Annotated in this window: 20 protein-coding genes and 1 pseudogene; 9 read left to right on the forward strand and 12 right to left on the reverse strand. The window is 71.3% G+C overall.

Annotation, left to right across the window (positions count from 1 at the left end; all coding sequences use genetic code 11):
* Window positions 1-42 precede the first annotated feature (42 nt).
* Complete coding sequence (locus ACQPXS_RS22245; protein WP_433451068.1) at window positions 43-1,035, forward strand: aldo/keto reductase; 993 nt, start codon at window positions 43-45, stop codon at window positions 1,033-1,035.
* Window positions 1,036-1,203: 168 nt separating this feature from the next.
* Here the strand turns inward: ACQPXS_RS22245 and thpR are convergent, their stop codons facing one another.
* Entirely contained in the window at window positions 1,204-1,776 is a 573-nt protein-coding gene (thpR, locus tag ACQPXS_RS22250) for an RNA 2',3'-cyclic phosphodiesterase (protein WP_433451069.1), read from the reverse strand.
* 39 nt (window positions 1,777-1,815) lie between these two features.
* Here thpR and ACQPXS_RS22255 point away from each other — a divergent pair, with 39 nt between their 5' ends.
* Entirely contained in the window at window positions 1,816-2,337 is a 522-nt protein-coding gene (locus ACQPXS_RS22255; protein ID WP_433451070.1) for a GNAT family N-acetyltransferase, read from the forward strand.
* Between the two features lie 33 nt (window positions 2,338-2,370).
* Here the strand turns inward: ACQPXS_RS22255 and ACQPXS_RS22260 are convergent, their stop codons facing one another.
* The 3 genes from ACQPXS_RS22260 to ACQPXS_RS22270 all read right to left on the reverse strand — a co-directional run bounded on the left by ACQPXS_RS22260 (window position 2,371) and on the right by ACQPXS_RS22270 (window position 5,476).
* Window positions 2,371-3,537 (reverse strand): TIGR03118 family protein, encoded by a 1,167-nt coding sequence (locus ACQPXS_RS22260; RefSeq protein WP_433451071.1) that lies wholly within the window; start codon window positions 3,535-3,537, stop codon window positions 2,371-2,373.
* Window positions 3,538-3,663: 126 nt separating this feature from the next.
* Window positions 3,664-5,010 (reverse strand): MFS transporter, encoded by a 1,347-nt coding sequence (locus tag ACQPXS_RS22265; RefSeq protein ID WP_433451072.1) that lies wholly within the window; start codon window positions 5,008-5,010, stop codon window positions 3,664-3,666.
* 28 nt (window positions 5,011-5,038) lie between these two features.
* Window positions 5,039-5,476: a MarR family winged helix-turn-helix transcriptional regulator gene (locus tag ACQPXS_RS22270; RefSeq protein WP_351805477.1), complete on the reverse strand. Its 438-nt coding sequence runs from the start codon at window positions 5,474-5,476 to the stop codon at window positions 5,039-5,041.
* Window positions 5,477-5,597: 121 nt separating this feature from the next.
* On the opposite strand from ACQPXS_RS22270, the gene ACQPXS_RS22275 reads away from it, so the two are divergent.
* Window positions 5,598-5,867: a ribbon-helix-helix protein, CopG family gene (locus tag ACQPXS_RS22275; RefSeq protein ID WP_433451073.1), complete on the forward strand. Its 270-nt coding sequence runs from the start codon at window positions 5,598-5,600 to the stop codon at window positions 5,865-5,867.
* Here ACQPXS_RS22275 and ACQPXS_RS22280 read toward each other — a convergent pair.
* The gene (locus ACQPXS_RS22280; RefSeq protein WP_433451074.1) at window positions 5,837-7,288 is read right to left on the reverse strand and encodes an NCS2 family permease; all 1,452 of its coding nucleotides are present in this window, start codon (window positions 7,286-7,288) and stop codon (window positions 5,837-5,839) included. The two genes, ACQPXS_RS22275 and ACQPXS_RS22280, sit on opposite strands and share 31 nt — an antisense overlap.
* Before the next feature lie 172 nt (window positions 7,289-7,460).
* Between ACQPXS_RS22280 and ACQPXS_RS22285 the strand changes: the two genes are divergently transcribed.
* Both ACQPXS_RS22285 and ACQPXS_RS22290 read left to right on the forward strand, forming a co-directional pair.
* A complete protein-coding gene (locus ACQPXS_RS22285) occupies window positions 7,461-7,727 on the forward strand; it encodes a DUF2530 domain-containing protein (protein WP_351805471.1) in 267 nt (88 codons plus the stop codon).
* Window positions 7,728-7,773: 46 nt separating this feature from the next.
* Window positions 7,774-10,173, forward strand: a complete 2,400-nt coding sequence (locus ACQPXS_RS22290) for an HAD-IC family P-type ATPase (RefSeq protein WP_433451075.1) — start codon at window positions 7,774-7,776, stop codon at window positions 10,171-10,173.
* A 99-nt stretch (window positions 10,174-10,272) separates the two neighbouring features.
* On the opposite strand, the gene ACQPXS_RS22295 is transcribed toward ACQPXS_RS22290, so the two are convergent.
* From ACQPXS_RS22295 to ACQPXS_RS22320, 6 genes and pseudogenes are all read right to left on the reverse strand, one after another.
* Window positions 10,273-11,103 carry a hypothetical protein gene (locus tag ACQPXS_RS22295; protein ID WP_433451076.1) on the reverse strand — a complete coding sequence of 277 codons (831 nt, stop codon included), beginning with the start codon at window positions 11,101-11,103 and terminating at the stop codon, window positions 10,273-10,275.
* A gap of 131 nt (window positions 11,104-11,234) precedes the next feature.
* Window positions 11,235-12,164, reverse strand: coding sequence for a hypothetical protein (locus tag ACQPXS_RS22300; protein ID WP_433451077.1), 930 nt, complete (start codon window positions 12,162-12,164; stop codon window positions 11,235-11,237).
* 136 nt (window positions 12,165-12,300) lie between these two features.
* Entirely contained in the window at window positions 12,301-13,059 is a 759-nt protein-coding gene (locus ACQPXS_RS22305) for a calcium-binding protein (protein ID WP_433451078.1), read from the reverse strand.
* 132 nt (window positions 13,060-13,191) lie between these two features.
* Window positions 13,192-16,341 (reverse strand): sacsin N-terminal ATP-binding-like domain-containing protein, encoded by a 3,150-nt coding sequence (locus tag ACQPXS_RS22310; protein ID WP_433451079.1) that lies wholly within the window; start codon window positions 16,339-16,341, stop codon window positions 13,192-13,194.
* A 151-nt stretch (window positions 16,342-16,492) separates the two neighbouring features.
* A pseudogene (locus ACQPXS_RS22315) lies at window positions 16,493-16,997 on the reverse strand (GNAT family N-acetyltransferase).
* Between the two features lie 4 nt (window positions 16,998-17,001).
* Window positions 17,002-17,928: a DUF3027 domain-containing protein gene (locus tag ACQPXS_RS22320; protein ID WP_365327268.1), complete on the reverse strand. Its 927-nt coding sequence runs from the start codon at window positions 17,926-17,928 to the stop codon at window positions 17,002-17,004.
* Window positions 17,929-18,216: 288 nt separating this feature from the next.
* Here ACQPXS_RS22320 and ACQPXS_RS22325 point away from each other — a divergent pair, with 288 nt between their 5' ends.
* The 4 genes from ACQPXS_RS22325 (at window position 18,217) to ACQPXS_RS22340 (ending at window position 21,812) form a co-directional block, all read left to right on the forward strand.
* Window positions 18,217-19,623, forward strand: coding sequence for an MFS transporter (locus ACQPXS_RS22325; RefSeq protein WP_433451080.1), 1,407 nt, complete (start codon window positions 18,217-18,219; stop codon window positions 19,621-19,623).
* Window positions 19,624-19,760: 137 nt separating this feature from the next.
* Window positions 19,761-20,234, forward strand: a complete 474-nt coding sequence (locus tag ACQPXS_RS22330) for a DUF2771 domain-containing protein (RefSeq protein ID WP_433451081.1) — start codon at window positions 19,761-19,763, stop codon at window positions 20,232-20,234.
* The gene (locus ACQPXS_RS22335) at window positions 20,207-20,965 is read left to right on the forward strand and encodes a futalosine hydrolase (RefSeq protein ID WP_433451082.1); all 759 of its coding nucleotides are present in this window, start codon (window positions 20,207-20,209) and stop codon (window positions 20,963-20,965) included. The genes ACQPXS_RS22330 and ACQPXS_RS22335 overlap by 28 nt, the downstream gene beginning before the upstream one ends.
* Window positions 20,952-21,812, forward strand: a complete 861-nt coding sequence (locus ACQPXS_RS22340) for a 1,4-dihydroxy-6-naphthoate synthase (protein WP_351805451.1) — start codon at window positions 20,952-20,954, stop codon at window positions 21,810-21,812. The genes ACQPXS_RS22335 and ACQPXS_RS22340 overlap by 14 nt, the downstream gene beginning before the upstream one ends.
* A gap of 7 nt (window positions 21,813-21,819) precedes the next feature.
* On the opposite strand, the gene ACQPXS_RS22345 is transcribed toward ACQPXS_RS22340, so the two are convergent.
* A complete protein-coding gene (locus tag ACQPXS_RS22345) occupies window positions 21,820-22,203 on the reverse strand; it encodes a cold-shock protein (protein ID WP_351805449.1) in 384 nt (127 codons plus the stop codon).
* Window positions 22,204-22,339 lie beyond the last annotated feature (136 nt).

Below are 22,339 nucleotides of genomic sequence, written 5' to 3' on the forward strand. Positions count from 1 at the left end.
GCCCTTGCATAGAGCGCACTTCAAGCCGTTGGCTAGAGGACCATGAAGTACACGCAGCTTGGACGCACGGGACTCAAGGTCAGCCGACTGGTCCTCGGGACGATGAACTTCGGGCCGCAGACCGACGAGGCCGACAGCCACACCATCATGGACGCGGCGCTGGACGCGGGCATCAACTTCTTCGACACGGCCAACGTGTACGGCTGGGGCGAGAACAAGGGCCGCACCGAGACGATCATCGGCAACTGGTTCGCCAAGGGCGAGCGCCGCGACAAGGTCGTCCTCGCCACCAAGGTCTACGGCAACATGGCCCCCGACGGCGAGTCCGTCTGGCCCAACCACGACAAGCTCTCCGCGCTGAACATCCGCCGGGCCGTGGACGCCAGCCTGAAGCGGCTGCAGACCGACTACATCGATCTCTACCAGTTCCACCACATCGACCGCAGCACCCCGTTCGAGGAGATCTGGCAGGCCATCGACACCCTGGTCCAGCAGGGCAAGATCCTCTACGCCGGCTCCTCCAACTTCCCCGGCTACAAGATCGCCCAGGCCAACGAGATCGCCGCCCGCCGCGGCGGCACCATCGGCCTGGTCAGCGAGCAGTGCCTGTACAACCTGGCCGAGCGCCGCGCCGAGATGGAGGTCATCCCGGCCGCGCAGGACTACGGCCTCGGGGTCATCCCGTGGTCGCCGCTGCACGGCGGCCTGCTCGGTGGGATCATCAAGAAGGAGGTCCAGGGCGGCCGCCGCGCCACCGGCCGGGCCGCCGACACCCTCAAGGACCCGGCCGCCCGCGCCCAGATCCAGGCGTACGAGGACCTGGTCGACAAGCACGGCCTGGAGCCCGGCGAGGTGGCCCTGGCCTGGCTGCTCACCCGTCCGGGTGTGACGGGTCCCATCGTCGGTCCGCGCACGGCCGAGCAGCTGGAGTCCGCGGTCAGGGCTTCGGAGCTGGAGCTGAGCGAGGAACTGCTGGCGGGCCTGGACGAGATCTTCCCGGGCACGGGTCCGTCCCCGGAGGCCTTCGCCTGGTAGTTCCGGGAGGGGGCCGGCGCCCCGTGGAGGCGGCGGGGCTGCATGTGACATGCGGCTCCGCCGTCGGGCCACTACCTGACGGCCGCCGAGACGGCCACCACTACGAACATCAGCACAAGCACACCGGCCATGATCCGGTTCCGGGTCTTCGGGTCCACGTATCCGAGCCTAACCGGAGGCACCCAGTGCCCAGCGGGCGACCGCCTCATAGCGCGGCTGCTCCCCCACCGCCCCCGACCGCGGCAGGTTGCTCCGCACCAGCACCAGCTCGTTCACCGTCCAGGTCCCGCTGGTGAACTCGCGGAGCAGATCGACATACGGCCGTACGTCCACCGAGTCCCGGCTCCGCGCCACCGTCAGGTGGGCCTTGTACCGCCGGTGCTCCCCCATCGGCACGCCCGCCTTCCGCGCCGCCGCCTCCGCACGGTCGGCGAGCAGCCGCATCGCCTCCACCTCGCCGTACGCGCCGGTCCACAGGGCCTTGCCGTGCCCGAACTGGCCGCCGCCGGAGAGCGCCAGGTCGAAGGGCGCGGTGCGGTGGGCCGCGCGGGCCAGGCGGTCCGACAGGTCCGGTACGAGGTCGTCGGCGACCTCGCCGTAGAAGGCGAGGGTGAAGTGCCAGCCCGGGCGGTTGGTCCAGCGCAGCCGCTCCGCTCCGGGCAGGCGCTTCAACTTGGCGACCTCGACGGCGAGTTCATGGACGACGTGCTCCGGAGGGAGCACCGCGGCGAAGAGTCTCATGCCTTCACCTTGGCAGACCCGCGCGGGCAGGATGACCCCATGACGATCACCATCCGTGAAGGCGGCCCCGACGACATCCCCGCGATACTCGGCATGCTGGACAGCAGTGTGGAGTGGCTGGTCTCACAGGGGCGCACCGGACAGTGGGGCACCAAGCCGCTGTCGGAGAACCCGAGGGTGGCGGAATCGGTCGCCGGGTTCATGGAGCAGGGCACCGTGTACCTCGCCGAGATCGACGGTGTGCCGGCCGCCACCCTCACCCTCACGGACGCGCCCGGCGCGTACCTGTCGCACCTGCCGTCGCCCGGCGAGCCCGAGCGGTACATCCACTGGCTCGCCTCCGACCGCCGTTTCAAGGGACAGGGCGCCGGGGCCGCGCTGCTCGCCCACGCCGCCGAGGTGACCCGCCGGGCCGGTGTCCGCCTGCTGCGGGTGGACTGCTACGCGGGCGGCGACCGCAGGCTCGTCGCCTACTACGAGGCGAACGGTTTCACACCGACGCAGACGTACACCACCGGCGAGAACGACTGGCCGGGGCAGGTGCTCGCCCGGCGGGTGTGACCGCCGGCGAGCACCCCACGCCCGGTCGACGGGTCAGCGCTCGGCGCGCAGCGTGCCGAGCAGCCCGTGCACTTCGTCCTCGATCCCCGCGGCGAACCAGACGCTGTCCCTGCCGCCGGACCGGTCGGTGCCCTGCTGCAGCCCCCACAGGCCCTCGATCTCGATCGGCTCCCCGTTGCGGTTCCTCAGGGTCCCCTCGAACCGGCCGGTCCTCAGGTCGAAGGCGTTGATGCGGCCGTCGCCGAAGTTGCCCACGAGAAGGTCACCCGCGAACCTCCCGAACCCCTTGGGCGCCGTCTCCAGGCCCCAGGGCGAGTTGAGCACGCCCCGGCTCGCGAAGCGCTCGACCAGCCTGCCGCCGGGCGTGAACACGTCGATGAAGCCGTGCCCCGCGCCGGGGACGTCGTCCTCCTTGTCCTCGTCCTGCAGGGCGTACGTCACGAAGACCCGCTCACCGATCTTCTTGACGTCGAAGGGCGCGTAGCCGGCGGGGAGACGCGGGTCGCGGAACGCGCCGGCGGTCAGCCTCACCCGCTTGAAGTCGCTGTCGAAGACGTCGATGCGCGCGGCGCGGAAGTTCGCGACGAGAAGGCGCGCCTGCCGCGCGGGGCGCGTCCAGCAATCCGTGCCCTTCGCGTCCCTCTTCTGGCAGTCCACCAGCGTCAGGCCCTTGAACACGGCGTTCTTCACCTTCGCGACCTGGACGGCGCGCGTCGGATCCACGTTCGGGCTGGACGCGAAGAGGCGGCCGCCCTCCCCGGCGAAGATGTACCGCGCGGGACCGGACCTTCCGAAGGCGCTCAAGCGGAAGGCGCCGGTGTCGTTGCGCACGATCCCGGTCGGGTCGGCGTCCTCGGGGAGCCGGATCACGGGTGTGAGGGCGGTGACGGGCCCACCGTCCCGGGCACCCGAGTACACCGTGGACGTGCTGGTTCCGTTGTTGGCGACCCTGATCGCACCGCTCGGCGTGCGGACGAGGCCCCAGGGGTTGACCAGGTTCTCGTCCTGTAGCTCCGCCCTGCCTGCCAGGTCGGAGACGAGATCGCGCTCCCGGAAGCCGTGGTCGGCCCGGTGCGATGCGCCCACGGCCCCGGACGGCACGGCGGCGGCGAGCGCGCCGACCGCGCCGAGGGTCAGCGCGACCGCCGCCAGCCCGCGCACGCGGGGGAGGGATCTCGGGGTCGAAACCTGTGATGCCATGCGGATGCTCCTGTCCCATACGGGTGCCAAATGGGGCGTACGGGCAGAAGTAATCTCATACAGTGCCAATCACACCGGTGATCGACACGCAGCCGCACAGCCGTACGACCACGGCAGCCGTGACCGCTACGCCGCCGTGGCCAGCCGCTCCCGCTCGCGCGGTACGAAGCGGACCCGCGGGTGGCCGTGGTGCCAGCCCACCGCCAGGCGCAGACCGCCGATGCGGGCCAGGACCAGGCCGATACCCGCGGCGGCCGCGGCCGAGACCAGGCCGCCGAGGGCGAAGCCGACCCGGGGGCCGCAGGTGTCGGTGATCCAGCCGACGACCGGCGCGCCCAGCGGCGTGCCGCCCATGAACACCATCATGAACAGGGACATCACCCGGCCGCGCATGGCCGGGTCGGTGGCCATCTGCACGGCGGTGTTCGCGGTGACGTTGACCGTCAGGCCGAAGACCCCGATCGGGACCATGAGCAGCGCGAACAGCCAGTACGACGGGGCCAGTGCGGCCACCACCTCCAGCGTGCCGAAGGCCAGCGCGGCGGCGATCAGGACGCGCAGCCGGGCCGTGCCGCGCCGGGCGGCCAGCAGGGCGCCGCACAGGGAGCCGACGGCCATCAGGGTGTTGAAGAGACTGTAGGAGCCGGCGCCGGAGTGGAAGACGCCGTTCGCGTAGGCCGACAGCCACACCGGGAAGTTGAAGCCGAAGGTGCCGATGAAGCCGACGAGGACGATCGGCCAGATCAGCTCCGGGCGCCCGGCCACGTACTGGAGACCTTCCCGCAGCTGGCCCTTGCCGCGCGGCGCGCGCTGGACCACGTGCAGTTCGCGGGAGCGCATCAGCAGCAGACCGGCGATGGGCGCGACGAAGGACAGGCCGTTGGCGAGGAACGCCCAGCCGGTGCCCACACCGGTGATCATCACACCGGCGACGGCGGGGCCGACCAGGCGGGCGGACTGGAAGTTGGCCGAGTTCAGGCTGACCGCGTTCTGCAGCTGCTCGGGGCCGACCATCTCGGAGACGAAGGACTGGCGGGCCGGGTTGTCGAGCACCGTGGCGAGCCCGACGGCGAAGGCGGCGACGTAGACGTGCCAGACCTGGACGTGGCCGGTGAGCGTGAGGAAGGCGAGCGCCAGGCCCGTCACGGCCATGGAGGCCTGTGTGACCAGCAGCGTGGGGCGCTTGGGGAGGCGGTCGACCAGGACTCCGCCGTAGAGGCCGAAGAGGAGCATCGGCAGGAACTGCAGGGCCGTCGTGATGCCCACCGCGGCGGAGGAGCCGGTGAGACTGAGGACGAGCCAGTCCTGGGCGATGCGCTGCATCCAGGTGCCGGTGTTGGAGACGATCTGGCCCAGGAAGAAGAGGCGGTAGTTCCGGATCTTCAGCGAGCTGAACATCGAGCCCTTGCGGGCGGCGTGGGTAGTAGTGGCGGTCGGTGCGGGGGCGGAAGGTGTTCCGGATCCCGTACTCAAAGACGTTCGCCTCCTTCGGACGGCTTGCTTACAGGTGTGCGAGCTTCTCCAGCACGGGGGCGGCGGCGCGCAGCTTGGCCCACTCGTCCTCGTCGAGGCCCTCGACCAGGCCGGCCAGGAACGCGTTGCGCTTGCGGCGGCTCTCCTCGAGCATCGCCTCGGCCTGCTCGGTCTGGGTGACGACCTTCTGGCGCCGGTCCTCGGGATGCGGCTCCAGCCGGACCAGCCCCTTGGCTTCGAGCAGCGCGACGATGCGGGTCATCGACGGTGGCTGGACGTGCTCCTTGCGGGCGAGCTCGCCCGGGGTGGCCGAGCCGCAGCGGGCCAGGGTGCCGAGCACCGACATCTCGGTGGGGCTCAGCGACTCGTCGACCCGCTGGTGCTTGAGCCGACGGGACAACCGCATCACGGCGGAACGGAGGGAGTTCACGGCGGCAGCGTCGTCGCCATGGGTGAGGTCCGGCATGTTCTTTAGAGTAACTCATTACTCTCGCTAAAGACCACCTCGACACGCCCGGATGCCCGTGATGCCCGCCACTGAACCAATCGATCACCCAAATGGGTGAGTCAGTTGCCGAATGTGACGCATGGGGTGGCCGGATATGGCGACCCTCGTACGCATGGCGACCAGTGTGCTCAGCCTGCGCGTAGACGGAGAGCTGCTCGAAAGACTCCGGCAGCACGCGGCGAAAAGAGGAATGAGCGTGCAGGACTATGTGGTCCGCACGCTCATCCGGGACGACTTCGACGAGCGGTTCAAGGCCGCCGTCGAGGAGACGGAGCGGTTCTACGGCGTCACCCTGACGCCGGAGAAACCGCAGAAGGCTCAGGTCAAGCCCAGGGCCGGCATCAGGTAGTAGAAGGCGAAGACCGCCGAGACGACATACATCGCGGCCGGGATCTCCCGGAACCGGCCGGCGGCCAGGCGCAGCACCGTGAAGGTGATGAAGCCCATGCCGATGCCGTTGGTGATCGAGTAGGTGAACGGCATCAGCAGCATCGTCACGAACGCCGGGATCGCGATGGTGTAGTCCGCCCAGTCGATCTCCTTGATCGAGTTGGACAGGATCAGGAAACCGACCGCGATCAGCGCCGGGGTCGCCGCCTGGGACGGGACCATCGTGGCGACCGGGGTGAGGAACAGCGCGACGGCGAAGAGACCGCCCGTGACGACGTTGGCGAGGCCCGTGCGGGCGCCCTCGCCGACACCGGCCGTGGACTCCACGAACGCGGTGGTGGCCGAGGAGGAGCTGGCGCCGCCCGCCGCGACCGCGAGGCCGTCGATGAACAGGACCTTGTTGATGCCCGGCATGTAGCCCTCGGCGTCGGTCAGCTTGGCCTCGTCGCTGACGCCCATGATCGTGCCCATCGCGTCGAAGAAGCACGACAGCAGGACCGTGAAGACGAAGAGGACGCCGGTCAGCACGCCGACCTTGGAGAAGCCGCCGAACAGGCTCACCTGGCCGACCAGGCCGAAGTCGGGGCTGGCGACCGGGTTGCCCGGCCACTTCGGCACCGTCAGGCCCCAGGACGGGATCGTGGTGACCGCGTTGACGATCACCGCGAGGACGGTCATGCCGACGATCGAGATCAGGATCGCGCCCGGCACCTTGCGGACGATCAGCGCGAAGGTGAGCAGCGCGCCCAGGATGAAGATCAGCACCGGCCAGCCGTGCAGGTGACCGCCCACGCCGAGCTGGACGGGGACGGTGGTCTGGGCGGCGTCCGGCATCCGGGTGACGAAGCCGGAGTCGACCAGGCCGATCAGCATGATGAACAGGCCGATACCGATCGAGATCGCCTTGCGCAGCCCGAACGGCACGGCGTTCATCACGCGCTCGCGCAGACCCGTGGCGACCAGCAGCATGACCACGAACCCGGCCAGGACGACCATGCCCATCGCGTCCGGCCAGGACATCCGGGGCGCCAGCTGGAGGGCGACCACCGAGTTCACGCCGAGGCCGGCGGCGAGCGCGATCGGGACGTTGCCGATGACGCCCATCAGCAGCGTGGTGAACGCGGCCGTCAGCGCGGTCGCCGTGACCAGCTGGCCGTTGTCCAGGTGGTGCCCGTACATGTCCTTCGCGCTGCCGAGGATGATCGGGTTCAGCACGATGATGTACGCCATCGCGAAGAAGGTGGCGAAACCACCGCGGATCTCCCGGGCGACGGAACTGCCGCGCTCGGAGATCCTGAAGTAGCGGTCGAGGGCGCCCTGGGCGGGCGCACCGCCCGGGATTTCGGGGGTGGGGACCTTGGCGGGAGCCGAGGTGGACATGCGAGACCTCATCACCGACGGGGTTCCCCCGAGCCCCGTTGGAGTTTCATACGAACAGAAGCGGCCAAAGACAAACGGTTTCAGTATGAACACATAAGCGCGAGATCGCTATCTCCGCGCGTAGACAGATCGGAAAGCGGCGAGGAAGCGGTCGCCTCGTAAGCTGTGCCCCATGGCCAAGTGGACCCCCAAGCACGAGGCGCCCGAGCCCCTGGAGGGCCCCGTGGTCGCCACCATCACCGGCGGCACGATCGTCTGGTTCGTCCTCTTCCTCGTCCAGCTCCCCTTCTACGGCTGGTTCGAGGACCACGGGCATCTGTGGTGGCTGTGGACCTGCCTGGCCGGAGGCGGGCTGGGCCTGATCGGCATCTGGTACGTACGCAAGCGGGACGCGGCGATCAAGCGCTCGGCCACCCTGCAGTCGACGGCGGCCGAGTAACCCGTAAAGCGGGCAGGCGGGCAAATCCGCACGTACCGTCGATGGCATGACCCACATAGACGCGGGAGCGGAACTCGACCCCGTGCATCCGGTGGCCCTACCGATGACCAGGTCGGCAGGGCTGACCGGTGCCGAAGTCGCGGAGCGCGTCACCCGCGGCCAGGTCAACGACGTACCGGTGCGCAGCAGCAGGTCGCTGGGCGGGATCGTCCGGGCGAACGTCCTCACCCGGTTCAACGCGATCATCGGCGTGCTCTGGCTGATCATGCTGTTCGTCGCGCCGATCCAGGACAGCCTCTTCGGCTTCGTGATCCTCGCCAACACCGGCATCGGCATCGTCCAGGAGTGGCGGGCCAAGCAGACCCTCGACTCGCTCGCGGTGATCGGGGAGGCCCGGCCGACGGTACGCCGGGACGGCACCGCCGCCGAGGTGGCCACCAGCGAGATCGTGCTGGACGACCTGATCGAGATCGGGCCCGGGGACAAGGTCGTGGTGGACGGCGTGTGCGTCGAGGCCGACGGGCTGGAGATCGACGAGTCGCTGCTCACCGGCGAGGCCGACCCCGTCGTCAAGCGTCCCGGCGACGCGGTCATGTCCGGCAGCTTCGTCGTCGCGGGCGGCGGCGCCTTCCAGGCGACCAAGGTCGGCCGCGAGGCCTACGCCGCCCAGCTCGCCGAGGAGGCCTCCCGCTTCACCCTGGTCCACTCCGAGCTGCGCACCGGCATCTCCACGATCCTCAAGTACGTCACCTGGATGATGGTCCCGGCGGCCGTCGGGCTCGTCGTCACCCAGCTCGTCGTCCAGAGCAACGGCTTCAAGGACTCCATCGCCCGCACGGTCGGCGGCATCGTCCCGATGGTCCCGGAGGGGCTGGTCCTGCTCACCTCGGTCGCCTTCGCCATCGGGGTCATCCGGCTCGGCCGGAAACAGTGCCTGGTGCAGGAGCTGCCGGCGATCGAGGGGCTGGCCCGCGTCGACACCGTCTGCCTGGACAAGACCGGCACGCTCACCGAGGGCGGCATGGACGTCACCGAGCTGCGGCCGCTCGACGGGGCCGACGAGGGGTACGTGCGCAAGGTGCTCGGCGCCCTCGGCGAGTCCGACCCGCGCCCCAACGCCTCCCTGAAGGCCATCATCGACGCCTGCCCGGACACCGAGGAATGGCGGTGCGTGGAGTCGGTGCCCTTCTCCTCGGCCCGCAAGTACAGCGGGGCCGCGTTCAGCGAGGCCGACGGCGAGATCAGCACCTGGCTGCTGGGCGCCCCGGACGTCCTGCTCGCCGACGGCGACCCGGCCCTGGCCGAGACCGGGCGCCTCAACGAGCAGGGCCTGCGGGTGCTGCTGCTGACCCGGGCGAGCCGCGACCTGGACGACCCCGAGCCGGCCCGCGGCGCCCGCCCCACCGCCCTCGTCGTCCTGGAACAGCGGCTGCGGCCGGACGCCGCCGACACCCTGCGCTACTTCGCGGACCAGAACGTCCGCGCCAAGGTCATCTCCGGCGACAACGCGGTCTCGGTCGGCGCGGTCGCCGCCAAGCTGGGCCTGGACGGTACGACGGTGGACGCGCGGCACCTGCCCGCCGACCGGGCGGGGATGGCGGACGCGCTGGACCGGGGGACGATCTTCGGGCGGGTCACCCCGCGGCAGAAGCGGGACATGGTCGGCGCCCTGCAGTCGCACGGGCACACGGTCGCGATGACCGGCGACGGCGTGAACGACGTGCTCGCCCTGAAGGACTCCGACATCGGGGTCGCCATGGGCTCCGGCTCGGAGGCGACGCGGGCGGTGGCGCAGATCGTGCTGCTGGACAACAGCTTCGCCAGCCTGCCGTCGGTGGTCGGCGAGGGCCGCCGGGTGATCGGCAACATCACGCGCGTGGCGACGCTGTTCCTGGTGAAGACCGTCTACTCGGTGCTGCTGGCCGTCCTGGTGGTCTGCGCGCAGGTCGCCTACCCCTTCCTGCCGAGACACCTGACCCTGCTGTCCACCCTCACCATCGGCGTCCCGGCGTTCTTCCTGGCCCTGGCGCCCAACAAGGAGCGGGCGAAACCGCACTTCGTGCGCAGGGTCATGCGGTACTCGATCCCGGGCGGGGTGGTGGCGGGGGCGGCGACCTTCGTGACGTACCTGGTCGCCCGCGACCACTACACGGGAACCGGCCAGCTGGACGCGGAGACCAGCGCGGCGACGCTGACCCTCTTCCTGGTCTCCATGTGGATCCTGGCGATCATCGCCCGCCCCTACACCTGGTGGCGGGTGACCCTGGTGGCCGCGATGGGGGTGGCGTTCCTGCTGGTCCTGGCCGTCCCGGCGCTGCAGGGCTTCTTCGCGCTGAAGCTGGTGGGGGTCACGATGCCGTGGACCGCCGTCGGCATCGCGGTGGTGGCGGCGGCCGCCCTGGAGTTCCTGTGGAAGTGGGTCGACCGCCGCGAGGCGCTGCGCTGATCCGGGGCCGGCGACGTCCGGGTGATGGACGCCGGAGGGGAACTGCGGGTCCGCCGTGGCTGGTCGCGCAGTTCCCCGCGCCCCTTAGGGGGCGCTACGTCACTTCGCGCCCACGTACACGCCCGTGGCGCTGACCGCCGGGGTCGTGGAGACGCCCGCGAAGGAGTAGCGCCAGTAGCCGCTGGAGTTGACGGTGGCGGTGGTCTTCGCGTTGCCGTACGAGTCGGTGGTCACCGTCTTGATCGTGGTGTACGTGCTCGTGCCGGCCTTGCGGAACTGGAGCTTGACGGGCTGGCCGCCGAAGTTGTTGTACGTGTGGTGCTCCCAGTCGGCCCGCGTCAGCTTGCCCGACACGGTGACGCTCTTGCCCTTGTAGACGGACGTCGAGCTCACCGTGGTCGTCAGCTTGGAGTAGCGCTGCACCAGGCTGGTGCCGAGGCCGCTCTGGTCCTTGAAGCCGACCTTGCTCATGTCGGGGTTGTTCGGGTCCTGGCCGTTGAAGGCGACGGCCTCGGCGGCCACGCTCCAGCTGCCGGCCCAGGCGTTCTTCAGGTCGCCGTCGGCCGGGTAGATGTTGACGGACCCCTTGCAGGTGGCCGTCGTCGACGAGGTGGCGGTGCAGGTCGCCGGGTTGTCGCCGTACAGCTCGGGCGCGGTGTCGCTGTAGGTGCCGTGGTAGAGGAAGGCGTCCGTGTAGAAGTCCTTCGCGGCGATGTCGACGTCGGTGCCGTGCGTCAGCGTGTACGAGTACGCGACGGTCACCTCGTTGGTGGTGCCCACCTTGATCGACTTGGCGATCGAGACGTTGGAGAAGCTGGCGTTCAGCGTGTACGGCGCGCCCGAGTCGGTGACGGCCTGCGCGGCCGGGACTGCGAGGGCGGTGAGGGCCAGGGCGCCGGAGACGGCGGCCACGGTGGCACGTATGCGCATGTGCGTTTTCCCCTGGAGGGAGAAGTGATCGTGGAGTCGGTTGACTCACGCGATCAGATCCGCGGGGGAGGCCGCCGGTTGTACGGCCGGTGCCCCCGCGGACCAGATTTTGTGCCGCGCTTACCGGCCCATTACCGCACGTCGACGAAGTCGCCCGTGGCGTTGACCGCCGGGGTGGTCGAGGTGCCCGCGAAGGAGAAGCGCCAGTAGCCGTCGTAGTTGGCGGTGGTGGTGGTCTTCAGGTTGCCGTACGAGTCCGTGTACACCGTCTTGAGGGTGCTGTAGGTGCTCGTGCCGTACTTGCGGAACTGCAGCTTGACCGGCTGGTTCGTGTACCCGTGGTACTGGTTGTCCTCCCAGTTGGCCCGGGAGAGCTTGCCGGTGACCGTGATGGTCTTGCCCTTCGCCACCGGCTCCGGCGAGGCGTTGACCGTCAGCTTGGAGTAGCGCTGGACCAGCGTGGTGCCCAGGTCGCCCTGGTCGGCGTAACCGACCTTGGTGATGTCGAAGTCGGGGCTGCTCGGGTCCTGGCCGTTGTAGGCGATGGCGAGGGCCGCGCCGTGCCACGTACCCGCGTCGGAGTTCAAGAGCTCGCCGTCGGCCGGGTAGACGTCGATGTTGCCCTTGCAGCTGGCGGTGGTCGACGAGGTTTCCGTGCAGGTGGCCGGGTAGTCGCCGAACAGCATGTTGTCCGGCGTGTCGAACGAGCCCTTGTAGATGTAGGGGCCGGTGACGAAGTCGTCGGCGGTGATGTCGACGTCCGTGCCGTGGGTCATCGTGTAGGTGACCGTGGTGGAGACGTGGTTGGTCGTTCCGACCTTCACCGCCCCGGCGATCTTGAAGTTGGAGAAGGTGACGTCCATCGGGTACGGGGCGTCGGTGTCGTCCGAGGCGGCGAACGCGGTCTTGCCCGAGGAGGCGGCCTGAGCGGCCTCACGGATCTTCAGGATGTCCGCCTTGGACGGCGTCGCCGAGCCGCCGGCGGCCTGGGCGGCCGGCATGACAAGAGCGGAGAGGGCCAGGGCGCCGGTGACGGCGGCCACGGTGGCACGTATGCGCATGCGTTCCCCTGTGTGGAGAAAGTGGACACGGGGTCCAAATGACCAAGGAGTCAGTCGACTCGCGTGGTCAGACCCGTGAAGGAATGGAGTGGTTGTACGGATGAAGCAGTGAGTTTCCGGTGGATTAACCGGCTGGCTACTGCACGTCGACGAAGTCACCGGCGGCGCTGACCGCGGAGGTGGTCGAGTTGCCCGCGAAGGAGAAGCGGTAGTAGCCGTCGACCGTCGCCGTGGTGGTGGTCCTCAGGTTGCCCGCGGAGTCCGCCGTGATGGTCTTCAGCGTGCTGTAGGTGCTCGAACCCTTCTTGCGGAACTGGAGCTTGACGGACTGCGAGCCGTAGGCGCCGTACTTCAGCGACTCCCAGTTGGCGCGGGTGAGGGCGCCGGTGACGGTGAGGGTCCTGCCCTTCTTCACCGGCTCCGGGGCGGCGTTGACCGTGAGCCTCGCGGCGCGCTGGAACCAGAAGGAACCGGCCTTCTCCTTCCAGACGAAGTCGCCGTCCTCGGCGTTGACGAACGCGTCGACGTACCAGGTGCCGGCGTTCTTGTTGCTGTAGTAGTCGACCTTCGGGTCGACCGTGACCGAGGCGGTGCAGGTGGAGGTGGTGGAGTTCACGGCCGTGCACGTGGGCTTGCCGGTCGTCTCGATGCCGTAGTCGGGCCCGTTGAGCGTGAAGTACTCGGCGTCCTCGATGCCCGAGTCGTCGGTGGCCGTGACGCTGACCTTGAGGGTGACCGGGCTGGAGACGCCCATGGACACCTTGTTGTCGCCGTCCACGACCACCTCGGTGATCCTGGTGTCGCCGTAGCCGCCGTCGGCCTGCGCGGCCGGGACGGCGAGGGCGGACAGGGCCAGAGCGCCGCCGACGACGGCGACAGAGGCGCGCATACGCATGTGTTCCCCTGCGTGCGTAGTGATCGGTGAGCCGGTTGGCTCCGGTGGGTCGGACTCGGCACGCAGGGGCATGGTTGTACGGAAGTTGAATATTCCGTAAGAGAATTGTGGAGGCGGATGCTCCGGGGGCCGTCAGTCGAACCAGCGGTCCCTGGCCAGTTCCTCCGTCCGGGACGGGTCTTCCAGCAGGGCCGCCACCTCGAAGCGCCGCGGCCACTGGCCGGCCGCCCACGCGAGCCCCGCGGCGACCCCCTCCAGGGTGGCCGCGTGCAGCACACCGTCGTCGGTGAGCCGCCAGTCGATCTCCACGCCGTCCACGACCAGTTCCTCGTGCTCGACGTACGTCTCGGGCGTACCCGGCCCGAGCAGCACCCGCACCGACTCCGGTACGTCGTGCTCGGCCCCCTCGGAGTGCACCTCGCCGGTGACGGACTCGCTCAGCCGCCGCACCTGGAACAGCTCCGCCAGCTCGGCCGCGCGGGACGGCCGCACCGGCAGCAGCGCGACCCCGCCGGTGAACGGCAGCAGATCGGGCGAGTCGACCACGACCGCCTCCCCCGCGTCCACGACCTCCACCCGGCCGTCGACCACGGCCCGCAGCTCGTCCGGCAGCGTCACCTGCTCCGGGTCCAGCTCCGCCAATGCGCTGTACAGGCCGTGCAGTTGGGCGGCGGTGACCGGCCGGTCGGGGTCGGCCAGCCGGTCCAGCAGCTCGGCCGCGCCGCCGGGCTCGTCCAGCAGGGCCGCGACGGAGGTGCGCACGCCCAGGGCCCGCAGCACCTGCTCGTCCTCGAACCCGGTAGCGTCGGCCTCGTCGTACAGGCCGCGCAGCAGCGGATCACCGCCCGCCGCGAGCAGACCGGCCGGCCGGCGCCCGTCGAGCACGGGGTGCCCGCGCAGCCACCACGCCGTGTACGGCCGCACGATCTCGTGCGTACCGTCGTGCAGCAGGACGCGCACCGGCTGGGTGAGGGCGTCCCGCAGCGGCGGCTGGGCGAGCAGCGCGAGCGCCTGCGGCCAGTGCTCGTCGTCCACCAGGTCCAGATCGCGTACGGCGACCAGCTCGGTGGAGACCGGCGGCACCGGGCTGTCCGGGAAGCGGTCGAGGATGTCCTCGCACCACACGTCGACGGCGTCCAGCAGACCGGCGTCGTCCGGCTCGGCGAAGTCGCTCTCCCGGGGCTCCAGTTCGTCCGGGTCGAGGACGACGTCGGTGGCGCGGACCAGCGCGAAGTTCGCGAGCACGCCACAGGCGGCCAGCGGCTGCTCGCCCCACCTGTCGGCCAGGTCGCGGTCCACGGCGGCCAGTTCACCCTCGCGGATCACCCGGGCGAACGGGCTGCCGGGGAAGACGAGTTCACCGGCGGGGGCCGGTTCCCCGTCCTCGTCGGGCAGCGCGAGGGCGCCGAGCCAGGGTTCGTCCCCGGGCTCCAGGCCCGCGTCCCGGACCAGCGCCAGAACGGTGTCGGCCAGTTCCTCCGGGTCCGGAGCGTCCTCCTCCCAGCCCCCGATCGCGCCCTCCTCGTCCAGCGAGGCGGCGACGGCGGCCCGCACCTGCGGGGTGGTCAGCACCGCACGCGGGGTGGCGGGCAGCGCGCCGAGCTTCTCCAGCAGCGGATGCGCGGCGTCCTCGTGGGCCACCTTCAGCCCGAGCCGGCCGAGGACGTCCGCGTCGATGCGGGCGGCGTCCGGGGTGGGCAGCAGGACCTGCCGGGGGCCGATGGTGGTCCGCCCGTCCGCCAGCGGCACCGGCAGCCCGGACAGCCGCTCGGGATCGACCCCGGCGAGGCTGTCGTAGAGCCGCCACCACCAGCCGGGGTCCTTCTCCAGGCCGGCGAGCCGGTCGACGGCGTCGGCGAGCCGCAGCCGGGCCACCCCGAGGGTGCGCAGCTCCACGCGCCGTTCGAGACCGGCGGGCAGCAGCGTGGGCAGCACCTCGGCGAGCACCCGGACGGTCGCGGCCCCGGCGCCCTCCACGATCTCCGCGTCCCTGGGGCGCAGCGCCTCCGGAAGCTCGTGTTCGTCGTCCGTCTTCGCCGCCACGGCCGGGTGGGCGGGTGGGAGGAACTCAGTGCGCGGCAGCCGCTCCAGCACGGCCTGCCGCAGCGCCCCGTCCAGCTCGCCCTTGCCGAGCGGCCCGGGCACGAGGTCGATGATCCCTTCCGTCACCGGCCGCCAGTCGGCGAGCAGTTCGGCGTAGACGTCGGCCGCGCGCTGCACCAGGAAGTCGGTGAGCGGGCCGGGAGCCGTGTGCCGGCGGGTGGTGTCGAGGGGGAAGGAGGCGATGAGCAGGGCGGGGACGCCGAGGGCTTCGTCACTGGGCGTGGGCGCGTGCACCACGGGCGTCGTACGAGGCCGCACCGGACGCCCGCCCTCGTCCTCGGGTACGGCCCAGGTCACCGACCAGTGGGGCCGCAGCCGCTCCTCCACCGGCCGGTCGGCGAGCAGGTCGGGCGTGAGCGGCCCGTGGGCGGCGGCGGTACGCCACCGGGTGACCCCTTCGCGCGAGTCCTCCACGACGACGACGGCGCCCTCGGTACGGCGCCGCAGCACGCGCTGCGCCTCGCGGCCGATCTCCACGACGACCTCCTCCAGGCCCGGCAGGGCGAGGAGCAGCGCGTCGTCGAGGGAGCCCAGCAGCCGCTCGGCGAGACCGGCGGCGGCCGCGTCGCGCAGGGGCAGGATGACGGCGGTGTCGTACGGGTCCGGGGCGGTGCCCTCGGCGGCGAACGGCAGCCGGAGCAGCGGCACATGACCGTCCCGGCGCCGGATCTCGTCCCCGAGTCCGGGACTGTGCCGTGCGGTGTCGGCGGCCAGTTCCCGCGCCTCACCGAGGGACCAGCGCACACCTCCGTGCCGGCCCACGATCGCGGGTTCGTCGGTGACGGCGAGCACGGCGGCGAACCCGACGCCGAACCGCCCGACGGGCCCCTGGGCGGCGTCGAGGTCCCGCTTGGCCGAGGCGCGCAGCGTGGACAGCGACTCCACTCCGGCCGCGTCCAGCGGCGCACCGGTGTTGGCGGCGACGAGGACCCCGTCCCGCAGGGTGAGCCTGAGCCGCCCCGGCACCCGCGCCCGGGCGGCGGCGTCGGCGGCGTTCTGGGCCAGCTCGACGACGAGCCGGTCCCGGTAGCCGCCGAGGACCAGGTCCTCCTCGGCGTTGGCGTCCTCACGGAACCGGGCGGCGCTGGTGGCCCAGGCGTCGAGGACACCACGGCGCAGCCGGGCCGTTCCGAAGGGATCGGCACCCTCGGCCGCCGGCCGCACGTACTTGCTGCTCACGCTTACCCATCCTCCCGGCTTCGGGCGAGGAGCCCCTGGCCTTCGCGCCGGGGTGGAGCGCCTCGCGCCTGCGGATCGTATCCCGTGGCAGCGACACCGGGCGCCGCGCTCCGCGGCCCCCTGCGGTCAGCCGCAAACCCACCCAAATCTTTCAGGACAACTGCGTTGCAGAGGGCTGCCGTTGGACCGGAGCGGGGACCGCCCGGCGGCAGACCTGGCGGGAGCCGCCCTCCAGGCCGGGGCCGGCCGGTTCGGCCGGGGTGAAGCCGAGGCTCTCGTTAGAAGGCACGCGCGCCGCTCGTCTCCGCGCCGGGATGATCCGGGCCGAACGTGACCACCTCGACGGTGCCCGGGCCGTGCACGAACCGACGGGTCGCGTCGGCCATGAGGGCCCGGCCGACGCCCTTGCCCCGGGCCGTTTCCGAGACGACCAGCCAGTGGACCTTGTGGACCGGGTCCGCACCGCCGAAGAGCAGGGCCCCGAGCAGGCCCGCTCCCGGTTCCTCGGCGACCAGTGCCGTGGAGCGGCGGATGTTCCTCTGCACGGCACGGGTGAAACCGGGGTCGTCCACCATCGGGCCGAACCAGTGCTCGACCTGCGCCGCCGGCGCGAGGAACCCGGGGACGTCCCGCTGCCTCGCACGTCTGACGATCACGGGGTCAGGAGTGCCCCAGTTCCGCCGTCTCCTCGTCGCCCGCCTCCGGGACCGAGCCCGAGTCGCGGGCCGGGCGCAGGGGGAAGGGGTCCACCCGGGTCTCGTCGATGACCGGCGGGGCCGGCTGCGGGGGCTTGGGCATGACCGCGGCCTCCGAGTGGCCGCCGCAGCCGTAGGACAGGGAGACCACACGGCCGTCGGCCGGGGAGAACTCGTTGGCGCAGACGCCGAAGGCCTGGCCGAGGGAGCCGCCGATGGGGGCGAGGAAACCGCAGCTCATGCAGGTGGCCGGGGCCGCCTGGGCCATCGCGGTCTTCGGGCCGTACGACTCCTCCCAGCGGTCCGCGGCGACGTGCAGGCCGTAGCGGGACAGGACGCGGGCCCGGCGCATGCCCAGTTCCTCCGCCACCGCCGCGATCGAGCCCCGGGTGGGGGTCGTGGGCTGGGTGGCGGGGGCGCCGGGGGTGACGTCGGCGTCCTCCGCCTCCGCCAGTTCCGCCATCTCCTGGGAGACGAGCGAGTTCGGCGGCGGCTCCTCCTCGCCCGTGTAGCCGGGCTCCAGGCGCAGGTCGTCCTGGTCGGTGGGCAGCAGGTCGCCGGGGCCGAGGTCGCCGGGGCGCAGCCGCTCGCTCCACGGGACCCACTCGGGGGCGAGCAGGGCGTCGGGGCCGGGGAGCAGGACCACCTCGTCGAGCGTGACGATCTTGGCACGGGAGGCGCGGGCCACGGTCGCCGCCCAGCGCCAGCCGCGGTAACCCGGCTCCTTGCACTCGAAGAAGTGCGTGACAACGCGGTCGCCCTCGGAGACGAGGCCGACGTGCTCTCCGACCACACCGGGGGCGGCGGCCTCCTCGGCGGCGGCGCGGGCGAGATCGACCGCCTCGGCACACAGACGGTCGGGGGTGCGGCTTCGCGTTGTCGCTGCGCTCACAGGTATCGCTTCTCTCCTACGCCGTCTCGTCGAGGGCGGCTGCCTCGGGCGGGCCTGCCGACGGAGCGGACCGGGGGACCGCATCGACGTCTGCATCCGCGCGCTGGGCGCACCTCTGCCATCCATTCTGCGTTATGGCTGAGATAGGCACGCTACACCGAACAGGATTCCCTGCCTCTACGCGGCAGATTTTCCCGGCCGCCCGTCCGGCCCGGCACGCCCACCCCGCGGTTCGGTTCTGCGCCATGCGCGTCGTATGCGCACTATCCGGCCGCTTCTCGGGGCACTATGAAGCACGTGGCGACCGCGGACAGGCGTGGTGTTCGGGGTGGCGGTGCGAGCCGGGTCGGTGGCGCCGTCCGTTCCGTCGGGCGTGCCCTGCACTTCCCGGTCACCGGGGCCGCGCGCGGGATCCGGAAGGCCACGCACGCGCACGGGGCGGGCGAGTCGGGGCTCGGCAAGCTGATCGAGCTGCACGCCGTCAACGGCGCGGGTGACGTGATGATCACCGTGGCGCTCGCCTCCACCGTGTTCTTCTCCGTGCCGACCGACGAGGCGCGGGGGCGGGTCGCGCTCTACCTCGCCATCACGATGGCGCCCTTCACCGTCCTCGCCCCGGTCATCGGTCCCCTCCTCGACCGGTTGCCGCACGGCCGGCGCGCGGCGATGGCCGGGGCCATGCTGGCCCGCGCCCTGCTCGCGCTCGTCATCTCGGGCGCCGTGGCGAGCGGCAGCCTGGAGCTGTATCCCGCCGCGCTGGGGGTGCTGGTCGCGTCCAAGGCGTACGGGGTGGTCCGCAGTGCGGTCGTACCCCGGCTGCTGCCGCCCCGGTTCTCGCTGGTGAAGGCCAACTCGCGGGTCACCCTGGCGGGGCTGCTGGCCACCGGTGTGGCCGCGCCGGTCGCCGCGGGGCTGCACCAGGTCGGCGATCCCTGGCCGCTGTACGGCGCCTTCGTGATCTTCGTCGCGGGCACGTTCCTGTCGTTCTCCCTGCCCCCCAAGGTGGACTCGGCCAAGGGCGAGGACGTGGCGCTGCTCGCGGCCGACGAGCAGCATCTGCACGGGCCCCAGCGCCGGAGGGAACAGGCGAAGCGGCCGGGGCTGCGGACCGTGGGCTCCGCCGTCACCCACGCGCTCGGCGCCAACGCCGCCCTGCGCTGCCTCTCCGGCTTCCTGATCTTCTTCCTCGCCTTCCTGCTGCGCGAGCACCCGCTGACCGGCGAGAGCGCGGCGGTCTCGCTCGGGATAGTGGGTGTCGCCGCCGGTGCGGGCAACGCGCTGGGCACGGCCGTCGGGGCCTGGCTGAGATCCCGCGCCCCGGAGATCATCATCGTGACCGCCGTCGCGGTGGTGCTCGGCACGGCGATCGTGGCCGCCCTGTTCTTCAGCGCGCTGCTGGTGGCCTGCCTCGCGGCCGTCGCCGGGTTCGGGCAGGCGCTGGCCAAGCTGGCCCTGGACGCGCTGATCCAGCGGGACGTACCGGAGCTGGTGCGCACCTCGGCGTTCGCCCGCTCGGAGACGCTGCTGCAGATGGCGTGGGTGTTCGGCGGCGCCGTCGGCATCGTGCTGCCGCTCAACGGCACCGTCGGCCTGCTGGTCGGCGCGGCGTTCGTGGCGGTCGGCTGGCTGGCCACCCTCAAGGGCCTGCTCGCCTCCGCCCGGCACGGCGGCCGGCCCCGGACCCGCGTGGCCTGACGTGCCCGGGACAACCCTGAACTCGGCATGACGAAGCGGACACGGTGTGCCGAACCGCAGGCACGGCTGGCGTAACGAACCGGGCACGCCGCACCCCACGTGGCCGGACGGCTCCAGGTGCCCGATAGCCTTCGGCCATGACCACGCTGCAATCCGTTGTGCGACGCCGCCGCGCCGTCGCCGCCGCCGGCGCCGTTTCCGCCGGACTGCTCCTGCTCACGGCCTGCGAGAAGCCGACGCCCGTCGCGACCGTCACCGTCGGCGACAGCTCGGTCAACTCCGAGGCCCTCTGCTACAACGACGGCAACGCGCTGGACGCCAAGTCGCTGGCGCAGTGCGTCAAGAACGTCGGCAAGGCCGAGTCCATCAAGGTCGACCAGGACGAGAAGGTCCGCGTCGGTGTCGACCCGAAGATCGCGGACGCAGGCTGGGTCCTGCTGGTGAACGGCCAGCAGTTCACCAACGTCAGCAAGAAGACCTACACCACCATCCCGGGCAGCGCGTTCTTCAACCAGCAGTACGGCACCCAGGGCGACACCAACACGCTCACGATCCGGATGGGCGAGAAGGCCAACCAGGGCATGTGGTCGTTCAAGCTGAAGAAGGCCTGATCACGGCTTCCGTGCGCGTTCGACACGTCCTCGTGGCCACCGCTGTCCCCGCAGAGCGGGACGCGGTGGCACGCGCGTTCCCCTCGCCGGTGGAGCGGGTCCCGCTGCCCGGCGCGGGTCTGACGCGTACGGCCGGCGGCTGGGACCTGCTCGACGCGGGCGTGGGTCCGGCCCTCGCCGCGGCCTCCGTCTCCGCCGCGCTCACCGCGGCCCGTCTCGCCGGCACCCCGTACGACCTGGTCGTCTCGGCCGGGATCGGCGGCGGCTTCCAGCCCGAGGCGCCCGTCGGCTCGCTCGTCGTCGCCGACCGGATCACCGTGGCCGACCTGGGCGCCGAGACCGCCGAAGGCTTCGTCTCGGTCACCGAACTGGGCTTCGGGACCGTCACCCACTACCCGCCCCGATTCCTGGTGGGGATCGCGTCCGAGGCCACCTGCGCCCCGGCCGGCACCGTTCTGACCGTCTCCACCGTCACCGGCACCGCCGCCCGCGCCGCCGAGCTGCGCGCCCGGCACCCGCGGGCGCTCGCCGAGGGCATGGAGGGCTTCGGGGTCGCGGAGGCGGCCGCCGCGCACGGAACGGCGGTGCTGGAGATCCGCGCGGTCTCCAACCCGGTCGGCCCGCGCGACCGCGCCGCCTGGCGCATCGGCGACGCCCTGGCCGCCCTTACCGAGGCGTTCGGGAAGCTCGCGCCCGCATTGGAGAGTTGGAACCCTCATGACGACCAGTGAGCAGCGGTCCCTGCGGATCGCGTACTCCCCCTGCCCCAACGACACCTTCGTCTTCGACGCCCTCGCCCACGGCCGGATCCCCGGCGCCCCCGCGCTGGACGTGACCTTCGCCGACATCGACATCACCAACGGCATGGCCGAGCGCGGCGAGTTCGACGTGCTGAAGGTGTCGTACGCCGTCCTGCCGTACGTCCTCGGCGAGTACGCGCTGCTGCCGTGCGGCGGTGCGCTGGGCCGGGGCTGCGGGCCGCTGGTGCTCACCCGCGAGGCGGGCGTCGATCTGACGGGCCGTACGGTCGCGGTGCCGAGCGAGAAGTCGACGGCGTATCTGCTGTTCCGGCTGTGGGCGGCGGACACGCTGTCCGGCGGCGGGGTCGGCGAGATCGTCGTCATGCCGTTCCACGAGATCATGCCGGCCGTGCGGGACGGCAAGGTGGACGCGGGGCTGGTCATCCACGAGGCCCGGTTCACCTACCAGAACTACGGGCTGCACAAGCTCGCCGACATGGGCGAGCACTGGGAGCGGACGACCGGGCTGCCGATCCCGCTGGGCGCGATCATCGCCAAGCGCACGCTGGGGGCCGAGACCCTCACCCGGCTCGCCGACTCCGTCCGCGCCTCCGTGCGCGCCGCCTGGGACGACCCCGAGGCGTCCCGGCCGTACGTCATGGCCCACGCCCAGGAGATGGACCCGGCCGTGGCGGACCAGCACATCGGCCTGTACGTGAACGAGTTCACCGCAGGCCTCGGCGAGGACGGCTACGCCGCGGTCCGCGGGCTGCTCACACGCGCGGCGGCCGAGGGGCTGGTACCGCCCCTCGGCCCGGATGCGCTCGCGTTTCCCTGACGGGTGCCTACACGTCCAGCTGGTCGGCGACCGCCCGCAGCAGTCCGGCGATCTTCTTGCCGGAGGCCTTCTCGGGATACCGGCCCTTCTCGAGCATCGGCGTGATGTTCTCGAGAAGGGTCGTCAGGTCCTGCACGATGGAGGCCAGCTCGTCCGGCTTCTTGCGCTGGGCCGCGGCGACCGACGGCGTCGGATCCAGCACGGTCACCGACAGCGCCTGGTCACCGCGCTGACCGGCGACGACGCCGAACTCCACGCGCTGTCCCGGCTTGAGTGCGTCGACTCCGGCGGGAAGGACAGAGGAATGGACGAAGACGTCACCGCCGTCGTCGCGGGAGAGAAAGCCGAAGCCCTTCTCGCTGTTGAACCATTTGACACGCCCGGTCGGCACCGTCTGTCCTCGTCCTCGTACTAGTCGGGAAAAGCGCTCTTGATAGCACTAGAGCGGGTCCACCATGACCCGCCGCCATCAAGGCTAATGGTCTCGGGGCGGGTGACAAGACGTCCCCCGGTTGTTCCCTCGCGCT

Origin of the sequence: Streptomyces sp. CA-142005 (genome assembly GCF_050942335.1) — a bacterium.
GTDB lineage: Bacteria > Actinomycetota > Actinomycetes > Streptomycetales > Streptomycetaceae > Streptomyces.

Coding starts and splice junctions, on each gene's coding strand:
- ACQPXS_RS22245 (WP_433451068.1), top strand. CDS start 43: ATGAAGTACACGCAGCTTGGACGCACGGGACTCAAGGTCAGCCGACTG.
- thpR (WP_433451069.1), bottom strand. CDS start 1,776: ATGAGACTCTTCGCCGCGGTGCTCCCTCCGGAGCACGTCGTCCATGAA.
- ACQPXS_RS22255 (WP_433451070.1), top strand. CDS start 1,816: ATGACGATCACCATCCGTGAAGGCGGCCCCGACGACATCCCCGCGATA.
- ACQPXS_RS22260 (WP_433451071.1), bottom strand. CDS start 3,537: ATGGCATCACAGGTTTCGACCCCGAGATCCCTCCCCCGCGTGCGCGGG.
- ACQPXS_RS22270 (WP_351805477.1), bottom strand. CDS start 5,476: ATGCCGGACCTCACCCATGGCGACGACGCTGCCGCCGTGAACTCCCTC.
- ACQPXS_RS22275 (WP_433451073.1), top strand. CDS start 5,598: ATGGGGTGGCCGGATATGGCGACCCTCGTACGCATGGCGACCAGTGTG.
- ACQPXS_RS22280 (WP_433451074.1), bottom strand. CDS start 7,288: ATGTCCACCTCGGCTCCCGCCAAGGTCCCCACCCCCGAAATCCCGGGC.
- ACQPXS_RS22285 (WP_351805471.1), top strand. CDS start 7,461: ATGGCCAAGTGGACCCCCAAGCACGAGGCGCCCGAGCCCCTGGAGGGC.
- ACQPXS_RS22290 (WP_433451075.1), top strand. CDS start 7,774: ATGACCCACATAGACGCGGGAGCGGAACTCGACCCCGTGCATCCGGTG.
- ACQPXS_RS22295 (WP_433451076.1), bottom strand. CDS start 11,103: ATGCGCATACGTGCCACCGTGGCCGCCGTCTCCGGCGCCCTGGCCCTC.
- ACQPXS_RS22300 (WP_433451077.1), bottom strand. CDS start 12,164: ATGCGCATACGTGCCACCGTGGCCGCCGTCACCGGCGCCCTGGCCCTC.
- ACQPXS_RS22305 (WP_433451078.1), bottom strand. CDS start 13,059: ATGCGTATGCGCGCCTCTGTCGCCGTCGTCGGCGGCGCTCTGGCCCTG.
- ACQPXS_RS22325 (WP_433451080.1), top strand. CDS start 18,217: ATGAAGCACGTGGCGACCGCGGACAGGCGTGGTGTTCGGGGTGGCGGT.
- ACQPXS_RS22330 (WP_433451081.1), top strand. CDS start 19,761: ATGACCACGCTGCAATCCGTTGTGCGACGCCGCCGCGCCGTCGCCGCC.
- ACQPXS_RS22340 (WP_351805451.1), top strand. CDS start 20,952: ATGACGACCAGTGAGCAGCGGTCCCTGCGGATCGCGTACTCCCCCTGC.